Origin of the sequence: Rhodobacter capsulatus (assembly GCF_005144475.1) — a bacterium.
Taxonomy (GTDB): domain Bacteria; phylum Pseudomonadota; class Alphaproteobacteria; order Rhodobacterales; family Rhodobacteraceae; genus Rhodobacter; species Rhodobacter capsulatus_C.
Map to the genome: position 1 here is coordinate 14601 of NZ_SWJZ01000012.1, position 22306 is coordinate 36906.

Genomic DNA, 22306 nt, shown 5'->3' on the forward strand with positions numbered 1-22306 from the left:
GTGCAGGACAAGGCCGATCTTGCCGGGCCCTGCGCCTGCCCTGCCCCCTGTCTTTCCGCAGTTCGTTAAATAATCCTTGCCGCAACCGGGGTCGGGGCGCAGAATTTTCACCGTTGCACCCGACGCCCCCGGTCCGGCGGGCCCCGCGGTGCGGCAGCGCGGACCGGCGCCGCGCGGGAGGGCGGATGGCGCGAGAAATCGACCTTTCGGCCCTGACATCGGATCAGGGCTTTGTCCTGCACGACAGCGTGACAGGCGCGGGATTCGGCGTCTGCGTCGCCTCGGCGGGCGACCTCAACGGCGACGGGCACGACGATCTGATGATCGGGGCGATCGGCGACAGCCGGGGCGGGGCGGATACCGGCGCGGTCTGGGTGATTTTCGGCAGTGCCGGGGGCCCGACGGGGCCGATCGATCTGGACGCGCTCACCCCGGCGCAGGGGCTGATGATCCGCGGCCCCGAGACGGGCGCAAGGTTCGGCGCCAGCCTGGCCGCGGCGGGCGACGTGAACGGCGACGGCCTCGACGATATCGTGATCGGCGCGCCGCGCAGCGATGCCGGGGCCACGGATGGCGGCGCGGCCTGGGTGGTCTTCGGCGCCCCCGATATCGGCGCCGGGGGGCCCCTTGATCTGACCGACAGCCCGGCCGACCGGGCGCTGCGGATCAGCGGCGGCGCCGAGGCCGATCTGGCGGGCAGCAGCGTCGCGGCGGCGGGGGATCTCGACGGCGACGGTCTGGCCGATCTGCTGATCGGCGTACCGCGCGCCGACGCGGGCGGCACCGATACCGGCGCGGTCTGGCTGATCCGCGGCGGGGCCGACCTGTCGCGGCTGGGGCAGATCGCGCTGACGGCACTGCCCGCGGGGCTGGGTCAGGCGATCACCGGCCCTTCCGACTGGGATCTGCTCGGGCTTTCGGTGTCGCAGGCGGGGGATCTGAACGGCGACGGGCTGATGGATCTGATCCTTGCCGCGCCGGGCCGCGATGTTGCGGGCGCGGGGGCGACGGGCGAGGATGCCGGCACGGCCTGGGTGATCTTCGGCAGCGCCGATCCCGACCGCGGCCCGATCGACCTTGCCGCGCTGACGCCCGGGACCGGCTTTGCCCTGACCGGCCCCGGCGACGGCGCGGCGGCGGGCTGGTCGGTGGCGGCGCTCGGCGACATCAACGGCGACGGCATCGACGACCTCGCGATCGGCGCCCCCTATGCGCAGGGCACCGCCCCCTGGAGCGGCGGCGCCTGGGTGATCTTCGGGCGCGACACCGGCGCCGGGGGCCCGCCCTTCGGCGCGCTCGATCTGGCGACGCTGGACCCGAGCGAGGGCTTTGCGATCACCGGCGCGGGATCGAATGACGCCCTGGGCTGGGCGGTCTCGGCGGCGGGCGACGTGAACGGCGACGGGCTGGGCGATCTGGTTCTGGGCGCCCCCGGGCGCGACGGCGGGACCGGCGCCGCCTGGGTGATCTTCGGGCGCAATGTGGCGGCGGGGGCGACGCCCTTCGGCACGCTCGACCTCGCTGATCTGGACGGGCTTGACGGGCTGGCGCTGATCGGCTGGGCGGGCGCCTCGGCCGGGGTCTCGGTCGCGGCGGCGGGCGATCTGAACGGCGACGGGCTCGGCGATCTGCTGCTCGGCGCCCCGGGCGCGCAGGGCGATCCGACGGCGGCGGGGGCGGCGGTGGTGCTGTATGGCGGCAGTTTCGCCAGTAGGCTCTCGGGCAGCATCGGCAATGACACGCTCTCGGGCAGCACCGGCGACGATGCGGTGCTGGGCTTTGCGGGCAACGACCTGCTTTACGGCGCGGCGGGGCTGGACGCCCTGCTGGGCGCGGCGGGCAATGACACGCTGGACGGCGGCGCGGGGGCGGACACGCTGCGCGGCGGCGCGGGCGATGATACCTATGTCGTCGACAGCGAGACCGACACGGTCTGCGAATTCTGCACCCCCGAGGGCGCCGAGGATGCGGGCGGCGCCGATACGGTTCTGGCCCGGATCTCTTATGATCTTACGCTTTGCGCGGGCGCCTGCTACGTCGAGACGCTGATCCTGATCGGCACCGGGGCGCTTTCGGCCACCGGCAATGCGCTCGGCAACCGTCTGACCGGCAACGACAATGCCAATCTTTTGCGCGGTCTGGACGGAGCCGACACGCTGGACGGCGGCGGCGGCGATGACCGGCTGGAAGGCGGCGACGGCAACGACCGGCTGCAGGGCGGCGCCGGGGCGGATGTGATGCTGGGCGGCGCGGGCAACGATGTCTACACGGTCGACAGCGACGCCGATCAGGTGCTTGAGACCCTCTCCGAGACCGACCTGCGCGATGCGGGCGGCATCGACACGGTGCTGACCTCGGTCAGCTACAGTCTGGCGGCGGCGGGCCGCGGCTTTGTCGAGCGGCTGGTGCTGACCGGCACCGCGGCGCTCAATGCCACCGGCAATGCGCTGGACAACACGCTGACCGGCAACGGCGGGGCGAACCGGCTCAGCGGCGGCGCGGGGGCGGATGTGATGATCGGCGGCGCGGGCAACGACATCTATTTCGTCGAGCGCGCCAGCGACCGCGTCGTCGAGACGATTTCCGAATCCGATCTGCGCGACGCGGGCGGCATCGACACGGTGATGACCTCGGTCAGCTACGCTCTGACGGGGGCAACGCGCGCCTTTGTCGAGCGGCTGGTGCTGACCGGCACCGCGGCGATCAATGCCACCGGCAATGCGCTGGACAACTGGCTGACCGGCAATGGCGGGGCGAACCGGCTTGATGGCGGCGCGGGGAAGGATCTGCTGCTGGGGGGCGCGGGCAACGACACCTACATCGTCGAGAATGCCGCCGACCGCGTCGTCGAGACGATCTCCGAGACCGACCTGCGCGATGCGGGCGGCATCGACACGGTGCTGGCCTCGGTCAGCTACAGCCTGACGGGGGCGGCCCGCAGCTTTGTCGAGCGGCTGGTGCTGACCGGCACCGCGGCGATCAGTGGCACCGGCAATGCGGGGGCGAACCAGATCTCGGGCAATGCGGGGGCGAACCGGCTCTCGGGCGGGCTTGGCCTGGACACGCTCGGCGGCGGCGCCGGGGCGGACAGCTTCGTCTTCGACACCGCGCCCGCGCCGGACAATCTGGATCGCATCCTGGATTTCAACCCGCTGGAGGACACGCTGCGGTTCGAGGACGCGGTCTTCGCGGCGCTGGTCCCGGGGCGGGTGGCGAGCGGCGCCTTCGTGATCAACACGACGGGTCTGGCGCAAGAGGCCGACGACCGGCTGATCTATGAAAGCGACACCGGGCGGCTCTTCTATGATCCGAACGGCACGGCCGCGGGCGGGCGGGTTCTGGTGGCGATCCTGGCCCCGGATCTGGCTCTGACAAGCGCCGATATCCTGATCTATTGATCGGAAAAGGGCGCCCGCGGGCGCCCTTTCCGCTTTGTACCGCTTATTTCAGCGCTTCGTTGGTGATCTCGAGCGTATAGGCCCCCTCGGGCGCCTTGGTGATCACCGGATCCGAACCGCCGCCCATCAGCGTCGCCACGGTGCGCTCGTAATCCGCCACATCCAGCGCCCCGTTCGAACCCGCCGTCAGCTTTGCCACTTCGCTCATCATGCGCTTCTGATGCGTCTCGGTCTGCGCCCCGGTCTCGTCGTTTTCCAGAACGATCATCGCGGCTTCGTCCGGGTTCGCCTCGGCATATTTCCAGCCCTTCATCGCGGCGCGGACGAATTTGACCATCGTCGCCTTGAAGGCGGGATCGGCCAGCTTGTCCTCCATCACGTAAAGACCGTCTTCCAGCGTCGCGACGCCCTCGTCCTCATATTTGAAGGTCACCAGATCCTCGGGCTTGATCCCCGCATCGATCACCTGCCAATATTCGTTGTAGGTCATCGTCGAGATGCAGGCCGCCTGCTTTTGCAACAGCGGATCGACGTTGAACCCCTGTTTCAGCACCTCGACCCCATCCGCCCCGCCGGTGGTCGGAATGCCCAGCTTCGACATCCAGTTCAGGAACGGATATTCATTGCCGAAGAACCAGACGCCCAGCGTCTTGCCCTTGAAATCGGCGGTGGTGGCGACGCCCGATTCCTTCAGACAGGTCAGCATCATGCCCGAATGCTTGAAGGGCTGCGCGATATTGACCAGCTTGAGCCCCTTTTCGCGCGCGGCCAAAGCGGGCGGCATCCAGTCGACGATCACATCGGCGCCCCCGCCCGCGATCACCTGCTCGGGCGCGATATCGGGGCCACCGGGCAGGATCGTGACATCAAGCCCCTCTTCCTCGAAATAGCCCTTTTCGGCGGCGACGTAATAGCCCGCGAATTGCGCCTGCGTCACCCATTTCAGCTGCAGCTTGACCTCTTCGGCCGAGGCGGCGCCCGCCATCAGCGCCAGTGCCGCCGCCCCCAGCATCACCTTTTTCATCATCGTCTCTCCTGTTGCGTCCGGGACTTGCGCCCGGTTGGTTGAACTCATCTTCCCCGTTGCGACGGGTGCCAGAAGGTCGCCGCCTTCTCGATCATCGCGATCAGCCCGAACAGGCCCGATCCCGCCAGCGCCGCCACCGCAATCTCGGCCCAGACCAGCGCCAGATCAAGCTGCCCGACCGAGGTGGAGATGCGAAACCCCATGCCGCGGGTGGGCGAGCCGAAAAACTCGGCAACGATCGCGCCGATCAGCGCCAGCGTGGTGGCGATCTTCAAACCGTTGAACAGAAAGGGCAAGGCCGCGGGCAAGCGCATCTTGATCAGGCTTTGGCCATAGCTTGCCGACCAGGTCGCCATCAGATCGCGGCTTAACGCATCCGTGGCGGCCAGCCCCGCGACCATGTTCACCAGCACCGGAAAGAACACCATCACGACGACGACGGCGGCCTTTGAGTGCCAGTCGAAGCCGAACCACATCACCAGAATCGGCGCGATGCCGACGATGGGCAGGGCGGCGACGAAATTGCCGACCGGCAAAAGCCCGCGCTGCAGGAAGGGCGAGCGGTCAACCGCAATCGCCACCAAAATCGCCGCGCCGCAGCCGATCAGATAGCCCGCCAGCGCCCCCTTGAGGATCGTCTGCACGAAATCCCCCCACAAAAGGGGCAGGTTGGCGGCAATCGCGGCGGCGATGTCGCTCGGCGCGGGCAGGATCACGGGGCTGACATCGAGCCCCCGCACCAGCCCCTGCCACAGCACCAGAAGCGTGACGCCGAACAGCGTCGCCACCAGAGCGCGCACCGGACGCGCATTCGGAAACCGCTCCGCCAGAAGGAAGTTGAGCCCCATCGCGACGCCCCAGAACAGGATCGCTCCCCAGCCGATCGCGCTCATCGCACCATCCCCATGCGTTTGAGAACCCGGCCCTCGATCAGCCCGACGATCAGCACCAGCCCCGCGGCCAGGATCGCGGCCGCAAACAGCGCCGACCAGATCTGGATCGTCTGGCCGTAATAGCTGCCCGACAGAAGCCGCGCGCCCAGGCCCTGCGACGCCCCCGCAGGCAGTTCGGCGACGATCGTGCCCACAAGCGCGGCGGCGACGCCCACTTTCAGCGAGGCGAAAAGATAGGGCATCGAGGACGGCAGCCGCAGCTTCCAGAACGTCTCAGACCCGCTGGCATTATAGGTGCGCAACAGGTCAAGCTGCATCGCATCGGGCGCGCGCAGCCCCTTGACCATGCCCACCAGCACCGGGAAGAAGCTCAGATAAGCCGCGATGATCGCCTTTGGAATCAAGCCCTTGATCCCCAAGGATGCCAAGACGACAATGACCATCGGCGCAATCGCCAGGATCGGGATCGTCTGGCTGGCAATCGCCCAGGGCATCACGCTCATGTCCATGGCGCGCGAATGCACGATGCCCACCGCCAGCAAGATCCCCGCCGCCGTGCCAAGCGCAAAGCCCGCCATCGTCGCCGAAAAGGTGATCCAGGAATGCAGCACCAGACTTTTCTTCGAGGTGATCTTCTGCCCTGCGAACCCGTCCCACAGCCCCTTCGCCACCTGATGCGGCGCGGGCAGGACGGGGCGTTCCTGCATCATCGTATCGGCCAGCATCTGCGCCGTGGTCACCGTCCCCCCGGCGCGCGCGGCCTGATCATAGGTCCATTGCTTGTTCAGCATCACCGCCGCACCATACCACAGCGCGACAATGGCACTCAGAACCGTCAGGATCGGAAGGATCGATCTCATGCCCGGCCCCCCCTTTTATCTTGCCTCAAATATCCTCGGGGGGCGCGGGGGGCAGACAGCCCCCCGTCCGACAGAAGTCCCGATGCGCGGCGCTCAGTCATAGGCATGCCCCGCACGCAGCCCCTCGCGGACGCGATGGGCGATCTTCAGGAATTCCGCGCTGTCGCGAATATCCAGCGGCCGGTCCTTCGGCAGGGTGCTTTCGATCACATCGGTGATCCGGCCCGGACGGGGCGACATCACGACGATCTTCGTCGAGAGATACACCGCCTCGGGAATCGAATGGGTGACAAAACCGATGGTCTTGCCGGTCCGCGCCCAAAGCTTCAGCAACTCCTCGTTCAGCCGGTCGCGCACGATTTCATCGAGCGCGCCGAAGGGCTCGTCCATCAGCAGGATATCCGCATCGAAGGCCAAGGCCCGCGCGATGCTGGCGCGCTGCTGCATCCCCCCCGAAAGCTGCCAGGGGAACTTCTTCGCAAACCCCTGCAGATCGACAAGCGAGAGCACTTTTTCAACACGGGCGTCCTGTTCGGCCTTGGTATAGCCCATGATTTCCAGCGGAAGTTTCACATTTCCCGCAATCGTGCGCCACGGGTAAAGCCCCGCCGCCTGAAACACATAGCCATAGCTGCGGGCTTTGCGCGCCTCCTCGGGCGGGATCGAATTCACCGTCAGCGTGCCGCTGGTCGGGTGTTCCAGCGCCGCGATGCAGCGCAGGAAGGTGGTCTTGCCGCAGCCCGAAGGACCGATGAAGCTGACGAAATCGCCCCGCTCGATCGACAGGTTCACGTCTTTCAGCGCCTGAACCGGCCCGTCATTCGTCTGAAAGACAAGGTTCAGATCCTTGGCAAATATCACGGGGGCTTTCACGTCTTCGGTCATCCTTGCTTACACGCCACTGGCCGGAATGCCCGCCCGAACCACCGGACGCGGCGCGGTCAATTCCTTCCAGGTGCTCAGCGCCTTGCTCACCGACCCGTTCGGGTCACGCGCCACGAACTGCCCGTGGCCCTCGCGGCTTTGCACCTTTCCGTCAGCAACCGCAACCATCCCGCGGCTCAGCGTGTAGCGCGGCAGGCCCTTCACCTCCTTGCCCTCGAAGACGTTGTAATCAATCGCAGATTGCTGGCTGGTCGCGGAAATCGTCTTGCGCGCTTCGGGGTCCCAGACTACCAGATCGGCATCGGCACCAACCAGCACCGCGCCCTTCTTCGGATACATCCCCATGATCTTGGCGATATTGGTCGAGGTCACGGCGACGAATTCGTTCATCGTGATCCGCCCCGTGTTCACCCCCGCCGACCAGAGCATCGGCAACCGGTCCTCAAGGCCCCCGGTCCCGTTCGGGATCCTGGTGAAATTGCCGACCCCGAAGCGCTTCTGCTCGGTGGTGAAGGCGCAATGGTCGGTGGCAACGCAAGAGAGCGTCCCCGCCGCCAGCCCCGCCCAAAGGCTGTCCTGATGGTGCTTCGCCCGGAACGGAGGCGACATCACCCGCCGCGCCGCATGGTCCCAGTCGGGGTGGAAATATTCGCTTTCATCCAGCGTCAGATGCTGAATGAGCGGCTCGCCCCAGACCCGCTTGCCCTGCATCCGCGCCCGCCGGATCGCCTCATGCGCCTCCTCGCACGAGGTATGCACGACATAAAGCGGCACGCCCGCCATGTCGGCGATCATGATGGCGCGGTTCGTCGCCTCGCCCTCGACCTGGCTCGGCCGGGAATAGGCATGCGCCTCGGGGCCCGTATTGCCCTCGGCCAGCAGTTTCGCCGACATTTCCGCAACGATATCGCCGTTTTCCGCATGCACCATCGGGATCGCCCCGATCTCGGCGCAGCGCTTGAAACTGGCGAAGAGCTCGTCGTCATTCACCATCAAGGCGCCCTTGTAAGCCAGGAAATGCTTGAACGAGGTGATGCCGCGCTCGACCACTTTCGGCATCTCGTCAAAGACTTGCTGCCCCCACCAGGTCACCGCCATGTGGAAGGAATAGTCGCAATGCGCGCGCTTGGACTTGTTGTCCCATTGCTGCAGCGCATCCATCAGCCCCTGCCCCGGATTGGGCAGCGCGAAGTCGATCACCATCGTCGTGCCGCCCGCCAGCGCCGCGCGGGTGCCAGAGTCGAAATCATCGCTCGAATAGGTGCCCATGAAAGGCATTTCCAGATGCGTATGCGGGTCGATCCCGCCCGGCATCACATAGCAGCCGGTGGCATCGAGCACGGTCTCGCCCGTCAGCCCCTGCCCGATCGCGATGATCTGCCCGCCCTCGATCGCCACATCGGCCCTGTAGGTCAGATCGGCGGTGACGATGGTTCCGTTCTTGATGACTGTGGTCATGTCCAACTCCTTGAAAGCGCCTGCTTTCACCTTGGCTCAAATATCCTGCGGGGGTCCGGGGGCGCAAAGCCCCCGGCGCGCGGTCAGTCTACGACGACGGCGGTTTCCAGAACCGCATGCAATAGCACATCCGCCCCCGCCGCGGCCCATTCGGGCGAAATCTCCTCGGCCTCGTTATGCGAGAGCCCATCGACACAGGGGCACATCACCATCGTCGTCGGCGCGACTTTCGCGGTCCAGCAGGCGTCATGCCCGGCGCCCGAGATGATGTCGCGATGCGGATAGCCCAGCTTCTCGGCCGCGGCGCGGACGCGCCCCACCAGTTCGGGCGTGAAGGTGACCGGGTCGAAATGGCCCACCGCCTCAACCGCGCAGCCCACTTTCAGATCGTCGCAGATCGCCGCCGCGCGGCGCTCGATCTCGGCCCGCATGCCATCGAGCTTCGCCTGATCGGGGCTGCGGATATCCACTGTGAAAATCACCGTCCCGGGCAGGACGTTGCGCGAATTCGGGCTGAAGTTCACCTGACCGACGCCGCCCACGGCATCGGGCTGGGCGGCCATCGCGACCTCCTGCACCATCTCGATGATCCGCGCCATCGCAAGGCCCGCATTGACCCGCATCCCCATGGGCGTCGATCCCGTATGCGCCTCTTTCCCGGTCAGGGTGAATTCGAGCCACCACAGCCCCTGGCAATGCGTCACCACGCCGATCGTCTTGGCCTCGGCCTCGAGGATCGGGCCCTGTTCGATATGCAGCTCGAAATAGGCCTGCATCTTGCGCGCGCCCACCTCTTCGTCGCCGACCCAGCCGATCCGCGCCAGTTCTTCGCCGAAGCTCTTGCCCTCCGGATCCTTGCGCGCATAGGCATAGTCTAGGCTGTGCACGCCCGCAAAGACGCCCGAGGCCAGCATGGCCGGCGCAAACCGCGCCCCTTCCTCGTTCGTCCAGTTCGTCACCACGATCGGGTGTTTCGTGCGGAGGCCGCGGTCGTTCAGCGTGCGGATGACCTCAAGCCCGCCCAGAACCCCCAGAACGCCATCGTATTTGCCGCCCGTCGGCTGCGTATCCAGATGCGAGCCGATGTAAACGGGCAGCGCCTGCGCATCGGTGCCTTCGCGGCACATGAACATGTTGCCCATCCGGTCAAGGCCCATCGTCAGCCCCGCCGCATCGCACCAGCTCTTGAACAGCGCGCGGCCCTCGGCATCGGCATCGGTCACGGTCTGGCGGTTGTTCCCGCCCGCGATCCCCGGCCCGACCTGCGCCATCTGCATGAGGCTGTCCCACAGGCGCGCGGAATTGATACGGAGGTTTTCTCCGGGTGATGGCATCTGGCTGTCTCCCTGTCGTCTGCGGGGCTTTGCCCTCTTGCGACTCATTTTCTGACCGATTGGTCAGAGGAAAGAGGCCACGCTTCCCCGCCCCGGTCAATGGGGAATGGGGGGCGGATGCGGCGCCGGGCGCGCAAGACACAAGCCATTGCCCGAATTTTGGGCGCGGGCAAGCGGCGGCTTGATCGACGGGCGCGATGCGGCTAGCCTTTGGTCACCCAAGAAGGCGCCAAAGGCCCCGGGGTGCGGCTGACAGGGGAAATCCCGCGGCCACAACGAGAGCAGTCAAGGACGAGGCAGGCATGGAAGAGATGGAGAGCGACCTCTGGCAGGCGCTTGAACGCAGCGCGGCCTTTTTCGAAGGCAGCGCGGCCTTTGAACCGATCCCGCAGGAGCGCATCAACCCGGTCGACTTGCGGCGCAAGATGGGGCTGACCCAGGCGCAGATGGCGCCGATGATGGGCATGAGCCTGTCGGGCTATCGCAAATGGGAACAGGGCCAGCGCGCGATCAGCGGCCCGGCCGCCGTGCTGTTGCGGGTGATCGAAACCGCCCCCGAAGCGGTGAAACAGGCGCTGGCGTCGTAAGAAAATTCCCCGCAAGGGTCGGGCGGAACAGGAAAAGCACCGCTTTTCCCCGCCCGCTGGCGCGCCCGCAGTCACCCGACCGTTTCCCCAAGCGGGACAGAGGGCAGCGCCCGGCCCGGCGGGCGAGAAGCGCCCGCCATGGGCGGGGCGGGCGCTGCCCGAGTGCCTTGGGGCACTCGGGGGTCACGGGGCTGATGTGTCGCCAGACCTCGGCGATGGCCTCGGTCAATCTGGGTGGGCTTCCCGGGCTTCGACCGGAAAGCCCCTTGCCTCACTTCCCGCCGGTGCTCGCCATCGGGTTGTTCGGATGGCCGGTCCAGTTCAGATAGTCGCCGACCGGCTTGGCCGTGCGCTGATCCAGCTCGCCCTCGGCCAACTCGCGCATGGTGATGCAATTCGTCGGGCAGACCTCGACACACAGGTTGCAGGCCACACATTCCTCCTCTTTCACCGTCACCGTGCGATCCGCCGCCATCGCGATCGCCTGATGCGAGGTGTCCTCGCAGACGATGTGGCAGCGGCCGCATTTGATGCAATCCTCCTGCGCGATGCTGGCCTTGGTGGTGTAGTTCAGGTTCAGATACTGCCAATCCGTCACCTTCGGCACGGCGCGGCCGACGATTTCCCGCGTCTCGGTCAGGCCCTTGCGGTCCATGTAGTCGGACAGGCCCGAGATCATCTCCTCGACGATCTTGAAGCCATAGGTCATCACCGCGGTGCAGACCTGCACGTTATGCGCGCCCAAGGCCATGAACTCGGCCGCATCGCGCCAGGTGGTGACGCCGCCGATGCCGGAAATCGGCAGACCATGCGTGGCGGGGTTGCGGGCGATCTCGGCCACCATGTTCAGCGCGATCGGTTTCACCGCCGGGCCGCAATAGCCGCCATGGGTGCCGAACCCGTCAATCGTCGGCTGCGGCGCAAACAGATCCAGATCGACCGAGGTGATCGAATTGATCGTGTTGATCAGCGAGACCGCATCCGCGCCGCCGCGTTTCGCCGCTTCGGCCGGTTTGCGGATGTCCGAGATGTTGGGCGTCAGCTTGACGATGCAGGGCATGCGCGAATGTTGCTTCACCCAGCGCGTCACCATTTCCACATATTCGGGCACCTGCCCCACCGCCGCGCCCATGCCGCGTTCGGCCATGCCATGCGGACAGCCGAAGTTCAGCTCGACCCCGTCGGCCTCGGTCTCCTCGACCCGGGCCAGGATCGCTTTCCAGCTGTCCTCGTCGCAGGGCACCATCAGCGACACGACGAGCGCCCGATCCGGGTAATCGCGCTTGACCGATTTGATCTCGCGCAGGTTCACCTCCAAGGGCCGGTCGGTGATCAGCTCGATGTTGTTGAGCCCCAGAAGCGTGCCATCGGGCCCGTGAATCGCGCCATAGCGCGGCCCGGACACGTTCACCACCGGCGGGCCATCAAGGCCAAGCGTCTTCCAGACGACGCCGCCCCAACCGGCCTCGAAGGCGCGGCGGACGTTCACTTCCTTGTCGGTCGGCGGCGCCGAGGCGAGCCAGAACGGATTGGGCGATTTGATGCCGAGAAAGGTCGAGGAAAGGTTCGCCATCTCAGGCCCCCATCAGAAAAGCGTGGATGTCTTCGGCCGCATCGCGACCCTGCGCGACGGCGGTCACCGTCAGATCTTCGCCGCCACTGGCGCAATCGCCGCCCGCCCAGACATGGGAAAGCCCGGTGCGCCCCCGCGCGTCGATCTCGATCTTGCCGCCCGAAATCGTCAGGCCTTCAGGCACCGGCCCCAAAGTCTGGCCGATCGCGGTGAAGATCTGATCCGCCTTGATGCGAAGCGTGTCCTCAAGCTGCACCAGCTTGCCGTCGCGCGTCTCGGTGCGGGCGAATTCGACCTCATAGCCCTGATCATCCTTGCGGATCGCCACGGGCGCGGCATTCGGCACGATCCGCACGCCGTTCTTTTGCGCATGTTCCTGTTCGTGCGCCGAGGCGGGCATCTCGGCCTGCGACCGGCGATAGACGATACTCGCGGTTTCCGCGCCCAGCAGTTTCGCCTGCACCGCCGCATCGACCGCGGTCATGCCGCCGCCGATCACCACGACGCGGCGACCGACCGGAACCAGTGCCAGATCCTCGGCCTGACGCAGATGCGCGATGAAGTCTGTCGCGGGCGTGGCAAATTCCGCCCCGGGGATCGTCAGCGCATTCACCCCGGCAAGCCCCATGCCCAGAAACACCGCGTCATGGTCCGCCAGCAGATCCGCCACCGACCCGTTGCGGCCCAGTTTCCAGTTCTCCAGCACCGCGATGCCGCCGATCTGCAACAGCCAGGCCACTTCTTTGGCCGCGAACCCGCCCGGCGCCTTGTAGGCGGCGATGCCATATTCGTTCAGCCCGCCCGGTTTCAACCGCGCGTCATAGACGGTGACCTCGTGGCCCAGCATCGCCAGCCGATGCGCGCAGGCCAGACCCGCAGGCCCCGCCCCCACGACGGCCACGTTTTTCCCGGTGCGCGGCGCGCGCGCAAAGGGATGCACGCCCGAAGCCTGCAGCCGGTCGGTGGCGAACCGCTGCAAGGCGCCGATCTCGACCGGCTTGCCCTCGGCCGCCTCGCGCACGCAGGCGCCCTCGCACAGGGTTTCGGTCGGACAGACCCGGGCGCACATGCCGCCCAGGATGTTTTGCGACAGGATCGTCTGCGCTGCGGCCTCGGGCGTGCCGGTCAGGATCTGCCGGATGAACAGCGGCACGTCGATATCGGACGGACAGGCCGTGGTGCAGGGCGCCTCGGCGCAGAAATAGCAGCGCGCGGCCGCCACCTGCGCCTGATGCGCCGTCAAAGGTGGCGCGACATCGGCAAAGGCCGTGCAATATTCCTCGGGCGGAAGACGCCCCGGGTGCACCCCGGGTCGAAACTGGCTTGTGGTCACGGTGACCTCCCTGGCTTTGTTATTGCCTTCGAGGCTGCCATGATCCGAAATTTTATCAATAGGTAAAATACTGGCGGACAGGCATTGGCGCATCGCAGCCGGGCATCTGCCCAAGGAATGGGCTGATGCGGGGAAAATTGCGGTCAGAGATTCGGGAAGACGGCGCAAATCGGCGGCGACGACCACGGATTCGGCATGGAGTCGGCGCAGCTTCGGCCCAGAATCACGCCCGAGCCTGCGACATTCATGTCAATCACGCGACTTGGGAAGCCGTCAGAACGGTTTCAAGCCCTCGCGGCGGAGAAATTCGGCGCGACAATTCGACCTGAAAATTCCGGTTGCCTGCGACAGGCCGTCCGGGCCCGGTCGCCGGGGCAACCGGCCGATCTGCGACAGGCTAACGCAGTTTATTGTACATCCGCGACGACAGGTTGACCCGAAGGCCGGTTTCGCACCCCCCGCAAGGCGCCCGAAAGGCGGCCGCCGCGCGGCGGTCGCGAGGCGCAAACCCCCTTTACAACATGGCTCTTGCGCCCTGTCGCACCCCCCTGCCGCAGGCCCCGCGCGGGCCCGCGGACCGGCCCTGGAATCAGCCAAAGATACCTCTGGAACACCTGTTTTCACTGGGGTTTTGCGTCCCCGGGGGGTGGCCGAATTTGCCGCAGTGTCAGCCCGACTTTACACTTGATCGCCGACACTCGGGCTCCCATAGTGCGTCTCACGAGGTCGGATCACAGACGGTCCGGCAGCGGGGGGGCGCTGAGACGGGGCTCGAACTTAACCGAGAGAGCTTCATCAACGTCCTCAATGATCCCAGTTTTGGAGGATTCGGGACAATGACTGACGATAAAGCTGGGCCGAGCGGCCTGTCGCTGAAAGAAGCTGAAGAAATCCACAGCTACCTGATCGATGGCACCCGTGTGTTCGGGGCGATGGCGCTTGTTGCGCACATCCTCTCGGCCATCGCCACGCCGTGGCTCGGGTAATCGGGTAGAGGAGAAATACAATGAACAACGCCAAAATCTGGACCGTCGTCAAGCCCTCGACCGGTATCCCGCTGATCCTCGGCGCCGTTGCGGTCGCCGCTCTGATCGTGCACGCCGGCCTGCTGACCAACACGACCTGGTTCGCGAACTACTGGAACGGCAACCCGATGGCGACCGTCGTCGCTGTTGCGCCGGCTCAGTAATCTGCTGACCTTTGGGCCCACCGGCACCTGTCGGTGGGCCCATTCCCTCCGGGGCTGAGCCCCTCGCACTTTCTCTCTCCGACGGGCGGCTGGACTATGGGCTACCGTGCTTTTGCTCTGAAGAACCTGGCGCGGCACGCTCCGAAGTACCTGCCATTCGCCGACGTGGCCAGTGAAGAGGTTCCGCTCTCGCGGTTGCTGCGACTGTCGCTCTTTCAGATCACCGTCGGGATGACCTTGACGCTGCTCGCGGGCACCCTCAACCGGGTGATGATCGTCGAGCTGGCGGTTCCGGCCTCGCTCGTCTCCGTGATGCTGGCGATGCCGATGCTGTTCGCGCCCTTCCGCACGCTGATCGGCTTCAAGTCCGACACGCACAAGTCGGCTCTCGGGCTGCGTCGCGCGCCCTGGATCTGGAAGGGAACGATTTATCAATTCGGCGGCTTCGCCATCATGCCCTTCGCGCTTCTGGTGCTGTCGGGGTTCGGTGAATCCGTGGATGCGCCGCGTTGGATCGGCATGAGCGCGGCTGCCCTTGCCTTCCTCCTCGTGGGGGCCGGTGTGCATATCGTCCAGACCGCGGGTCTGGCCCTGGCCACCGACCTCGTCGAGGAGGAAGACCAACCGAAGGTTGTCGGCCTCATGTATGTGATGCTGCTCTTCGGCATGGTGATCAGCGCGCTCGTCTACGGGGCGTTGCTGGCGGATTACACGCCCGGCCGCCTGATCCAGGTGATCCAGGGCACTGCGTTGATGAGTGTCGTGTTGAACATGGCCGCGATGTGGAAGCAGGAGGCCGTCAGCCGGGACCGTGCCCGGCAGATGGAAACCGCCGTGCACCCGACCTTCAAGGAGGCCTTCGGCCTGCTGATGGGCCGTCCGGGGATGCTGGCGCTGCTGACCGTGATTGCGCTGGGGACCTTCGGCTTCGGTATGGCCGATGTGCTTTTGGAACCCTACGGCGGACAGGCGCTGCACCTGACCGTCGGGGAGACGACGAAACTGACCGCGCTCTTTGCGCTGGGGACGCTTGCCGGTTTCGGCACTGCGTCCCGTGTGCTGGGGAACGGGGCAAGGCCGATGCCGCTGGCGGTGCTGGGTGCACTGATCGGGGTTCCCGGGTTTGCTGCCATCATTCTGTCCTCGCTGATCAGCCAAGACGGTATCTGGCTGTTCCTTGTGGGCACCTTCGCTGTCGGGCTCGGCATCGGTCTTTTTGGCCATGCCACGCTGACGGCGACCATGCGGACCGCGCCCGCCGATCGGATCGGGCTGGCGCTGGGCGCGTGGGGGGCGGTGCAGGCGACGGCCGCCGGTCTGGGGGTCGCGCTTGCGGGGGTGGTTCGGGACGGTTTGGTTGCCCTGCCGGGGACTTTCGGGTCCGGTGTGGCCGGGCCTTATAATACGGTGTTCGCCATCGAGGCGCTGATCTTGATCGTGGCCATCGCCTTCGCGGTTCCGCTTGTGCGGCGGGGAGGCCGATGACGCGAGGCCCGGCGGGACACCTGGACGTGACTGAAGAATGCCCTTGAACCCGAGGAGGACGCATGACGACGGTGATCACACGGCTTTATGCCGATGAAGAAACGGCTTGCGACATCGCAAGACAACTGAAAAGCGAAGGTATTCCGAAACGCGCTCTGAAGGTCGTCGTCGCCGACGGCAAGAAGGGCGCTGCCTTGGCCGAAGCCCTCAAGTCCGCCGGCGTGCATCCCAGCGCGGCTGCGGGCTATGCCGAACGTGTCGCCGGCGGCGCTGCCGCGCTCGTGGCGAAAGTCAACTACAAGCCGCTCGGCGCGGCGAAACTCGTGCGCGCCATCACTGCTCGCGCAGCGGTGGTCGCGGTCGAGAACGCAACCGAAGAGTTCACCTGTGAGGACGCATCTGAAATGACTGACAACATCATGAAAGACCACCGGCACATCTTCCTGCCGCAACCCGTCAAGGCCGACGAAAAGCCCGGCGCCTTCTCGGAGCGCTTTGGCTGGAAACTTCTGCTCGACACCCCGCGCAAGAAGAACGTCTACGAAGGCACCAAGTTCATGTCGCAAGACTTCTGGCCGACGCCGCTGGTGAAAACCACCGCGCCGAAGGTCAAGCTGCTGCCGGCTGACGCCCCGCCGCAATCGGCGAAGTTCTGGAAAGCCCCGCTGCTGAAAGACACGCCGCGTCAATCGAACGTGATCCCGGGCGACTTCCTGCCCTTCTCGAACACCTTCGGCCTGGCGACCATTCAGCGTCGCTGATCCCTGACAAGGGGCGGCATTGACCGCCCCTGCACTCCTCGGGTTTGCGCCCGTCTGTCCGCCCTTCCCCGGAAGGTCCGAACAGGCGGGCGCCTTTTATTTGGCCCCCCCTGCCCTGCCCGCGGGTCTTGGCCGCCGGTCTTGGCCCTCCGAACGGCGCGTCGGGCGAAGAGGAAAACGCATCGCGTTTTCCCGCCCGTTGCGGGCCGGTCGGCACAGGACCGCAGTCCCAGGCGTGACAGAGGGCGGCGCCCGTCCCGGCGGGCGAGAAGCGCCCGCCGGGGGCGGGGCGGGCGCTGCCCGAGGGCCTTTGGGCCCTCGGGGGGCATCGGACCAATGATCCGCAAGGCCAAGGCGATGGCCTTGGCCAGACGGAGGTCAAGCCGTGATGAAATCGCGCACGAAACTGCTGGCCGGGCGGGCGCGGATGTCGTTCGGGCGGCCGATCTGCTCGATCCGGCCCATCGACATCACCACCACCATGTCGGCCAGCTCCATCGCCTCTTCCTGATCATGGGTCACGAAGACCGTGGTCAGGCCGGTCGCGTCGTGAATGTCGCGCAGCCCCTGGCGCAGTTCCTTGCGGACCTTGGCATCCAGCGCGCCGAAGGGCTCGTCCAGAAGCAGCATCCGCGGCTCGATCGCCAGAGCCCGGGCGAGCGCCACGCGCTGCCGTTGCCCGCCCGACAGCTGGCTCGGATAGCGCGATCCGATGTCGGGCAGCTGGATCAGCTCCAGAAGCCGCGCCACCCGGCGGGCGATCTCCAGCTTCGGCGGCCGCTCTGCCCGCGGCCGGGCGCGCAGCCCATAGGCGATGTTTTCAAACACCGTCATGTGCCGGAACAAAGCATAGCTTTGGAACACGAAGCCCGCGCGGCGATCCTGCACCCGGATGTCGGTGGCGTCCTGGCCGTCGAACAGCACCCGCCCCGAGGTCGGGAATTCCAGCCCCCCCAGGATCCGCAACAGCGTCGTCTTGCCCGAGCCCGAGGGGCCGAGCAGCGCCACCAGCGCCCCCGAGGGGATCGCCAGCGACACCGGATGCAGCGCCGCCGTGGTGCCGAACAGCTTCGAGATCTCTTGAATGTCGATATCCATCATGTCCCTCAATGGCGGTGGGTGGCGGCGATTTCGTCGGCGTGGCGCAGCTCCAGCACGGTCTTGAGAAGCAGCGTGACCAGCGCGAGCGCGGTGAGCAACCCGGCCAGCGAAAACGCCGCGACCGAGAGATATTCGTTGTAAAGCATCTCGATGGTGATCGGCATCGTCGCGGTCTGGCCGCGGATCTTGCCCGAGACGACGGCGACGGCGCCGAATTCCCCCATCGCGCGGGCGTTGCACAAAAGCACGCCATAAAGCAGCGCCCAGCGGATCTTCGGCAGCGTCACCGTGGTGAAGACCCGCCAGCCCGAGGCGCCCAGCGTCAGCGCCGCCTCTTCCTCCTGGCAGCCCTGCTCGATCATCACCGGAATGAGCTCGCGCGCGACAAAGGGGAAGGTGACGAACATCGTCGCCAGCACGATCCCGGGCAGGGCGAAGACGATCGGGTAGCCCTGCGCGACAAGCCAGCCGCCGACCGCGGAATTCGCCCCGAACATCAAGACGATGCACAGCCCCGCCACGACCGGCGAGACGGAAAACGGCAGGTCGATCAGGGTGATCAGGAAGGCCTTGCCCCGAAACTCGAAGCGGGTGATGAACCAGGCCGCCGCAATCCCGAAGACGGCGTTGAGCGGCACCGACAGGGCGGCGATCGTCAGCGTCAACCGGATCGCCGAAAGCGCATCGGGGTTGCCCAGGCTTTTCAGCGCGGCAAACCAGCCCTTCGCCAGCGCCTCGACAAAGACGGTCAGCAGCGGCGCCGCGACCAGAAGCGCCATCCCGGCCACGGCGGCCAGGATCAGAAGGCCCCGCACCAGCGGCGTCTCATCGGTGGCGGATCGCCAGTTGCGTTCGGCTGCGTCAGACATCGCCAATCCTCCGGCGGCTCCAGATCTGGATGAGGTTGATCGACAGCAGCATCGCGAAGCTGATCGCCAGCATGGCGATGCCGATCGCGGCGGCGCCGTCGTAGTTGAATTCTTCCAGCTGGATCACGATCAAGAGCGGCGCGATCTCGGTTTTCAGCGGGATGTTTCCGGCGATGAAGATCACCGAACCGTATTCGCCCACCGCCCGCGCCAGGGACAGCGCAAAGCCGGTCAGCGCGGCGGGCAGCAGCATCGGCGCGATGATCCGGCGCAAGGTGGTGAAGCGCGTCGCCCCCAGCGTCGCCGAGGCCTCCTCGACCTCGCGGTCGATTTCCTCGATCACCGGCTGCACGGTGCGGGTGACGAAGGGCAGGCCGACGAAGATCAGCGCCAGAAAGATCCCCCATTGCGTATAGGCGATCTTCAGCCCGATATCCTTGGCCAGCGCGCCAAAGACCCCGTTCGGCGCGTAAAGCGTGGTCAGCGCGATACCCGCGACGGCGGTGGGCAGGGCGAAGGGCAGATCGACGGCGGCATCGACCAGACGGCGGCCGGGAAAGTCGTAGCGCACCAGCACCCAGGCCAGAACGACGCCGAAGACCAGATTGAACAGCGCCGCGAAGAACGAGAGCCGGAACGACAGTTCCAGCGCCGCCCAGACCCTTTCGCGGTTCACCGTGGCCCAGATGCCGTCAAGCCCGTAGCTGGCACCCTGCGCCAGAAGCGCGCCGATCGGGCCCAGCACCACCAGCGACAGCATCGTCAGCGTGATCCCCATCGAAAGCCCCAGCCCCGGCATCGGCGAGCGGTTGATCAGCGGGCGCGGCATGGCGGACCCCTTCCTTGCAGTGAGCATCGTCATTTTCAGAAATATCCACTGTGTCAGTCGAGATTGAAAGGGATAAATCTCGCCATTGTTGGTCGTGAATATAGAATTTTATTCTCTGCCCTTCCGCGCGAGTCGGCAGATGAAAAGGCCCCGCCGGGGCGGGGCCTTTGAAACCAGCGGCAAGGCGGATCAGGCCGGGGCGCCGGTGCCGTCGAAGACGCCCTCGAACAGCACCGAGGACAGGTAGCGTTCCCCGGAGTCGGGCAGGACCAGCACGATGGTCTTGCCCGCGTTTTCCGGCCGCGCCGCCAGCCGCAGCGCCACCGCCGTGGCCGCGCCGCAGGAAATCCCCGCCAGAATCCCTTCCTCGCGGGCCAGCCGCAGCGCCACCGCCACCGCCTCTTCGTTCGAGACCTGCTCGATCGCGTCGACCAGGCTCAGGTCCAGCACCTCGGGCACGAAGCCGGCGCCGATGCCCTGGATCTTGTGCGGTCCGGGTTTCACCGCCTCGCCCGCCCGGGTCTGGCTGAGCACCGGGCTCGCCGCGGGCTCGACCGCGACCGAGGTGATCTGCTTGCCAAGCGTCTTCTTGAAATAGCGGCTGACGCCGGTGATCGTGCCGCCGGTGCCGACGCCCGCGACGAAAATGTCGATCTTGCCGCCGGTCGCCGCCTCGATCTCGGGGCCGGTGGTGCGTTCGTGAATCGCCGGGTTGGCCGGGTTCTTGAACTGCTGCAGCAGCACGTATTTCGGGTCCGAGGCGGCGATTTCCTCGGCCTTGGCGATGGCGCCCGCCATGCCCTTCGCGCCTTCGGTCAGCACCAGTTTCGCGCCGTAAGCGAGAAGCAGCTTGCGCCGTTCCAGGCTCATCGTCTCGGGCATGGTGAGCGTGATCGGAATGCCGCGCGCCGCGGCGACGAAGGCCAGCGCGATGCCGGTATTGCCCGAGGTCGGCTCGACGATTTCCTTGCCCGGCGTCAGGAGGCCGCGTTCTTCCGCGTCCCAGATCAGCGCCGCGCCGATCCGGCATTTGACCGAGCCCGCCGGATTGCGCGCCTCGATCTTCGCCAGAACGGTGGCGCCCAGCCCCTGCCCCAGCCGCCCCAGTTTCACCAGCGGCGTGCCGCCGATCGACAGCGAATTGTCCTCGAAAACCGTCGTCATCTGCCTCTCCCCGATTGGTTCTGCCCCTTTCGAGCATGCCCGGCCGCGCTTGAAAAGGGGCTAAAACCCGCCTTCCGGAAAGCGGCCGAACTTTGGGAGAATGGTGTTTTCGGCATGGCCCGAAAAAGCACAAAATTCTGTTCCGTGCCCGACCGGCGCGGGAAATCCGGGCCGAACACCGGCACGCCCCCCCGGTTCAGAGAATAAAATCCGCAAACTTGCCCCGGGCGAAAGCCCGGGATTCGCCCCGCCCGGGGCGCGCCGCGCGCCGGGATCAGGCCCCGGCGCGCGCCTGCCTCACAGATCGGTGCCGAAGCCGTAAGTCTGGGTGACGTAATCGATGTCCTTGTCGCCCCGGCCCGACAGGTTGATCAGGATCGACTTGCCGGGATGGGCCGCCGCCTCGCGCATCGCGAAGGCCACGGCATGCGCGCTTTCAAGCGCGGGAATGATCCCCTCGTGCCGCGACAGCGCGAAAAAGGCCTTCAGCGCCTCCTTGTCATCGGCGGTGGTGTAATGCACCCGGCCGATCTTGTGCAGATGCGCGTGCTCCGGGCCGACGCCGGGATAATCCAGCCCCGAGGCGACGGTGTGCACCGGCGCGGGCTCGCCGTTCGCATCCTTGAGCACAAGGGTGCGGAAGCCGTGAATGTCGCCATCCTCGCCAAAGGAAATCGTCGCCGCGTGATCGCCCAGATTCGAGGAGGTGCCGAGCGGCTCGACGCCGTAAAGACCGACCGAGGCATCGTCGATGAAGCCCGAGAAAATCCCCATCGCATTCGAGCCGCCACCGACGCAGGCCGCCACCATGTCGGGCAATTCCCCGGTCATTTCAAGGAACTGGTCCCGCGCTTCCACGCCGATGACATGCTGGAAGTCACGCACCATCCGCGGGAACGGATGCGGCCCGACGACCGAGCCGATGGCGAACAGCGCGGTGTCGGCCTGGGCGATGTAGCTCTGGAAGCAGCTGTCCACCGCCTCTTTCAGCGAGCGCCCGCCAAACGAGACCGGCACCACCGTCGCGCCGAGCAACTTCATCCGGGTGACGTTCGGCGCTTCCTTGGCGATGTCGATCTCGCCCATGTGGATTTCGCACTCCATCCCGAAATAGGCCGCCGCCGTGGCCAGCGCGACCCCGTGCTGCCCCGCCCCGGTTTCCGCCATGAGCTTGGTCTTGCCCATGAATTTCGCCAGCAAGCCCTCGGCCATGCAATGGTTGAGCTTATGCGCGCCGGTATGGTTGAGATCCTCGCGCTTGGCATAGATCTGTGCGCCGCCGCACAGCGCCGAGAGGTTCTTCAGATAGGAAACGGGCGTGGGCCGGCCCTGGAAATGCTTGCGGATCTGGCGCAGCTCGGCAATGAAATCGGCCGATTTCGAGATCTTCGCATAAGCCTCGCGGATCTCCTTGAAATGCGGCTCGAGCGGCGGCGGCAGCATCGCCCCGCCGTAAGTGCCAAACCACCCGTCCTTGTCCGGTGTCGTCTTGAGATAGGATGTCATCCTCGGTCCTTCCACGGTCGTTCCGGCCGGGATTTGACGCCGAACGACGCGGCA

General features: G+C 66.3%; 19 protein-coding genes. 6 read left to right on the top strand and 13 right to left on the bottom strand.

What is annotated here, in order from left to right; genetic code table 11:
* Nucleotides 1–185: 185 nt before the first annotated feature.
* Entirely contained in the window at nt 186–3398 is a 3213-nt protein-coding gene (locus tag FBT96_RS03575; RefSeq protein ID WP_136904984.1) for an FG-GAP repeat protein, read from the top strand.
* Between the two features lie 43 nt (nt 3399–3441).
* On the opposite strand, the gene FBT96_RS03580 is transcribed toward FBT96_RS03575, so the two are convergent.
* The 6 genes from FBT96_RS03580 to FBT96_RS03605 form a co-directional block, all read right to left on the bottom strand.
* Nucleotides 3442–4422 carry an ABC transporter substrate-binding protein gene (locus FBT96_RS03580; RefSeq protein ID WP_136905057.1) on the bottom strand — a complete coding sequence of 327 codons (981 nt, stop codon included), beginning with the start codon at nt 4420–4422 and terminating at the stop codon, nt 3442–3444.
* Nucleotides 4423–4469: 47 nt separating this feature from the next.
* A complete protein-coding gene (locus FBT96_RS03585; protein WP_136904985.1) occupies nt 4470–5318 on the bottom strand; it encodes an ABC transporter permease in 849 nt (282 codons plus the stop codon).
* Complete coding sequence (locus FBT96_RS03590; protein WP_136904986.1) at nt 5315–6178, bottom strand: ABC transporter permease; 864 nt, start codon at nt 6176–6178, stop codon at nt 5315–5317. The genes FBT96_RS03585 and FBT96_RS03590 overlap by 4 nt, the downstream gene beginning before the upstream one ends.
* A gap of 93 nt (nt 6179–6271) precedes the next feature.
* Complete coding sequence (locus FBT96_RS03595) at nt 6272–7063, bottom strand: ABC transporter ATP-binding protein (protein ID WP_013068233.1); 792 nt, start codon at nt 7061–7063, stop codon at nt 6272–6274.
* Nucleotides 7064–7069: 6 nt separating this feature from the next.
* Nucleotides 7070–8521, bottom strand: coding sequence for a dihydropyrimidinase (hydA, locus tag FBT96_RS03600; RefSeq protein WP_136904987.1), 1452 nt, complete (start codon nt 8519–8521; stop codon nt 7070–7072).
* Between the two features lie 83 nt (nt 8522–8604).
* Nucleotides 8605–9855, bottom strand: coding sequence for a Zn-dependent hydrolase (locus FBT96_RS03605; RefSeq protein WP_136904988.1), 1251 nt, complete (start codon nt 9853–9855; stop codon nt 8605–8607).
* Nucleotides 9856–10157: 302 nt separating this feature from the next.
* Here FBT96_RS03605 and FBT96_RS03610 point away from each other — a divergent pair, with 302 nt between their 5' ends.
* Nucleotides 10158–10442, top strand: coding sequence for a helix-turn-helix domain-containing protein (locus tag FBT96_RS03610; RefSeq protein ID WP_136904989.1), 285 nt, complete (start codon nt 10158–10160; stop codon nt 10440–10442).
* A gap of 271 nt (nt 10443–10713) precedes the next feature.
* Here the strand turns inward: FBT96_RS03610 and preA are convergent, their stop codons facing one another.
* Together preA and FBT96_RS03620 are read right to left on the bottom strand one after the other, a co-directional pair.
* Nucleotides 10714–12015, bottom strand: a complete 1302-nt coding sequence (preA, locus tag FBT96_RS03615; protein WP_136904990.1) for an NAD-dependent dihydropyrimidine dehydrogenase subunit PreA — start codon at nt 12013–12015, stop codon at nt 10714–10716.
* A gap of 1 nt (nt 12016) precedes the next feature.
* On the bottom strand, nt 12017–13348 hold the full coding sequence (locus FBT96_RS03620) for an NAD(P)-dependent oxidoreductase (RefSeq protein WP_136904991.1): 1332 nt from the start codon (nt 13346–13348) through the stop codon (nt 12017–12019).
* 836 nt (nt 13349–14184) lie between these two features.
* On the opposite strand from FBT96_RS03620, the gene FBT96_RS03625 reads away from it, so the two are divergent.
* The 4 genes from FBT96_RS03625 to FBT96_RS03640 all read left to right on the top strand — a co-directional run bounded on the left by FBT96_RS03625 (nt 14185) and on the right by FBT96_RS03640 (nt 16783).
* Nucleotides 14185–14334: a light-harvesting protein gene (locus FBT96_RS03625; RefSeq protein WP_013068239.1), complete on the top strand. Its 150-nt coding sequence runs from the start codon at nt 14185–14187 to the stop codon at nt 14332–14334.
* Between the two features lie 20 nt (nt 14335–14354).
* Nucleotides 14355–14537, top strand: a complete 183-nt coding sequence (locus FBT96_RS03630; protein WP_013068240.1) for a light-harvesting protein — start codon at nt 14355–14357, stop codon at nt 14535–14537.
* 96 nt (nt 14538–14633) lie between these two features.
* Nucleotides 14634–16022, top strand: a complete 1389-nt coding sequence (gene pucC, locus FBT96_RS03635; protein WP_136904992.1) for a light-harvesting complex assembly protein PucC — start codon at nt 14634–14636, stop codon at nt 16020–16022.
* A gap of 62 nt (nt 16023–16084) precedes the next feature.
* Nucleotides 16085–16783 carry a hypothetical protein gene (locus tag FBT96_RS03640; protein WP_136904993.1) on the top strand — a complete coding sequence of 233 codons (699 nt, stop codon included), beginning with the start codon at nt 16085–16087 and terminating at the stop codon, nt 16781–16783.
* A gap of 378 nt (nt 16784–17161) precedes the next feature.
* Here the strand turns inward: FBT96_RS03640 and FBT96_RS03645 are convergent, their stop codons facing one another.
* The 5 genes from FBT96_RS03645 to trpB form a co-directional block, all read right to left on the bottom strand.
* A complete protein-coding gene (locus FBT96_RS03645; RefSeq protein WP_136904994.1) occupies nt 17162–17881 on the bottom strand; it encodes a sulfate/molybdate ABC transporter ATP-binding protein in 720 nt (239 codons plus the stop codon).
* An 8-nt stretch (nt 17882–17889) separates the two neighbouring features.
* Nucleotides 17890–18753: a sulfate ABC transporter permease subunit CysW gene (gene cysW, locus FBT96_RS03650; RefSeq protein WP_136904995.1), complete on the bottom strand. Its 864-nt coding sequence runs from the start codon at nt 18751–18753 to the stop codon at nt 17890–17892.
* Nucleotides 18746–19582: a sulfate ABC transporter permease subunit CysT gene (gene cysT / locus FBT96_RS03655; RefSeq protein WP_136904996.1), complete on the bottom strand. Its 837-nt coding sequence runs from the start codon at nt 19580–19582 to the stop codon at nt 18746–18748. Before cysT ends, cysW begins: the two co-directional genes overlap by 8 nt.
* A gap of 189 nt (nt 19583–19771) precedes the next feature.
* Nucleotides 19772–20746, bottom strand: coding sequence for a cysteine synthase A (cysK, locus tag FBT96_RS03660; RefSeq protein ID WP_136904997.1), 975 nt, complete (start codon nt 20744–20746; stop codon nt 19772–19774).
* A gap of 297 nt (nt 20747–21043) precedes the next feature.
* The gene (trpB, locus tag FBT96_RS03665; RefSeq protein WP_136904998.1) at nt 21044–22252 is read right to left on the bottom strand and encodes a tryptophan synthase subunit beta; all 1209 of its coding nucleotides are present in this window, start codon (nt 22250–22252) and stop codon (nt 21044–21046) included.
* Between the last annotated feature and the right edge of the window lie 54 nt (nt 22253–22306).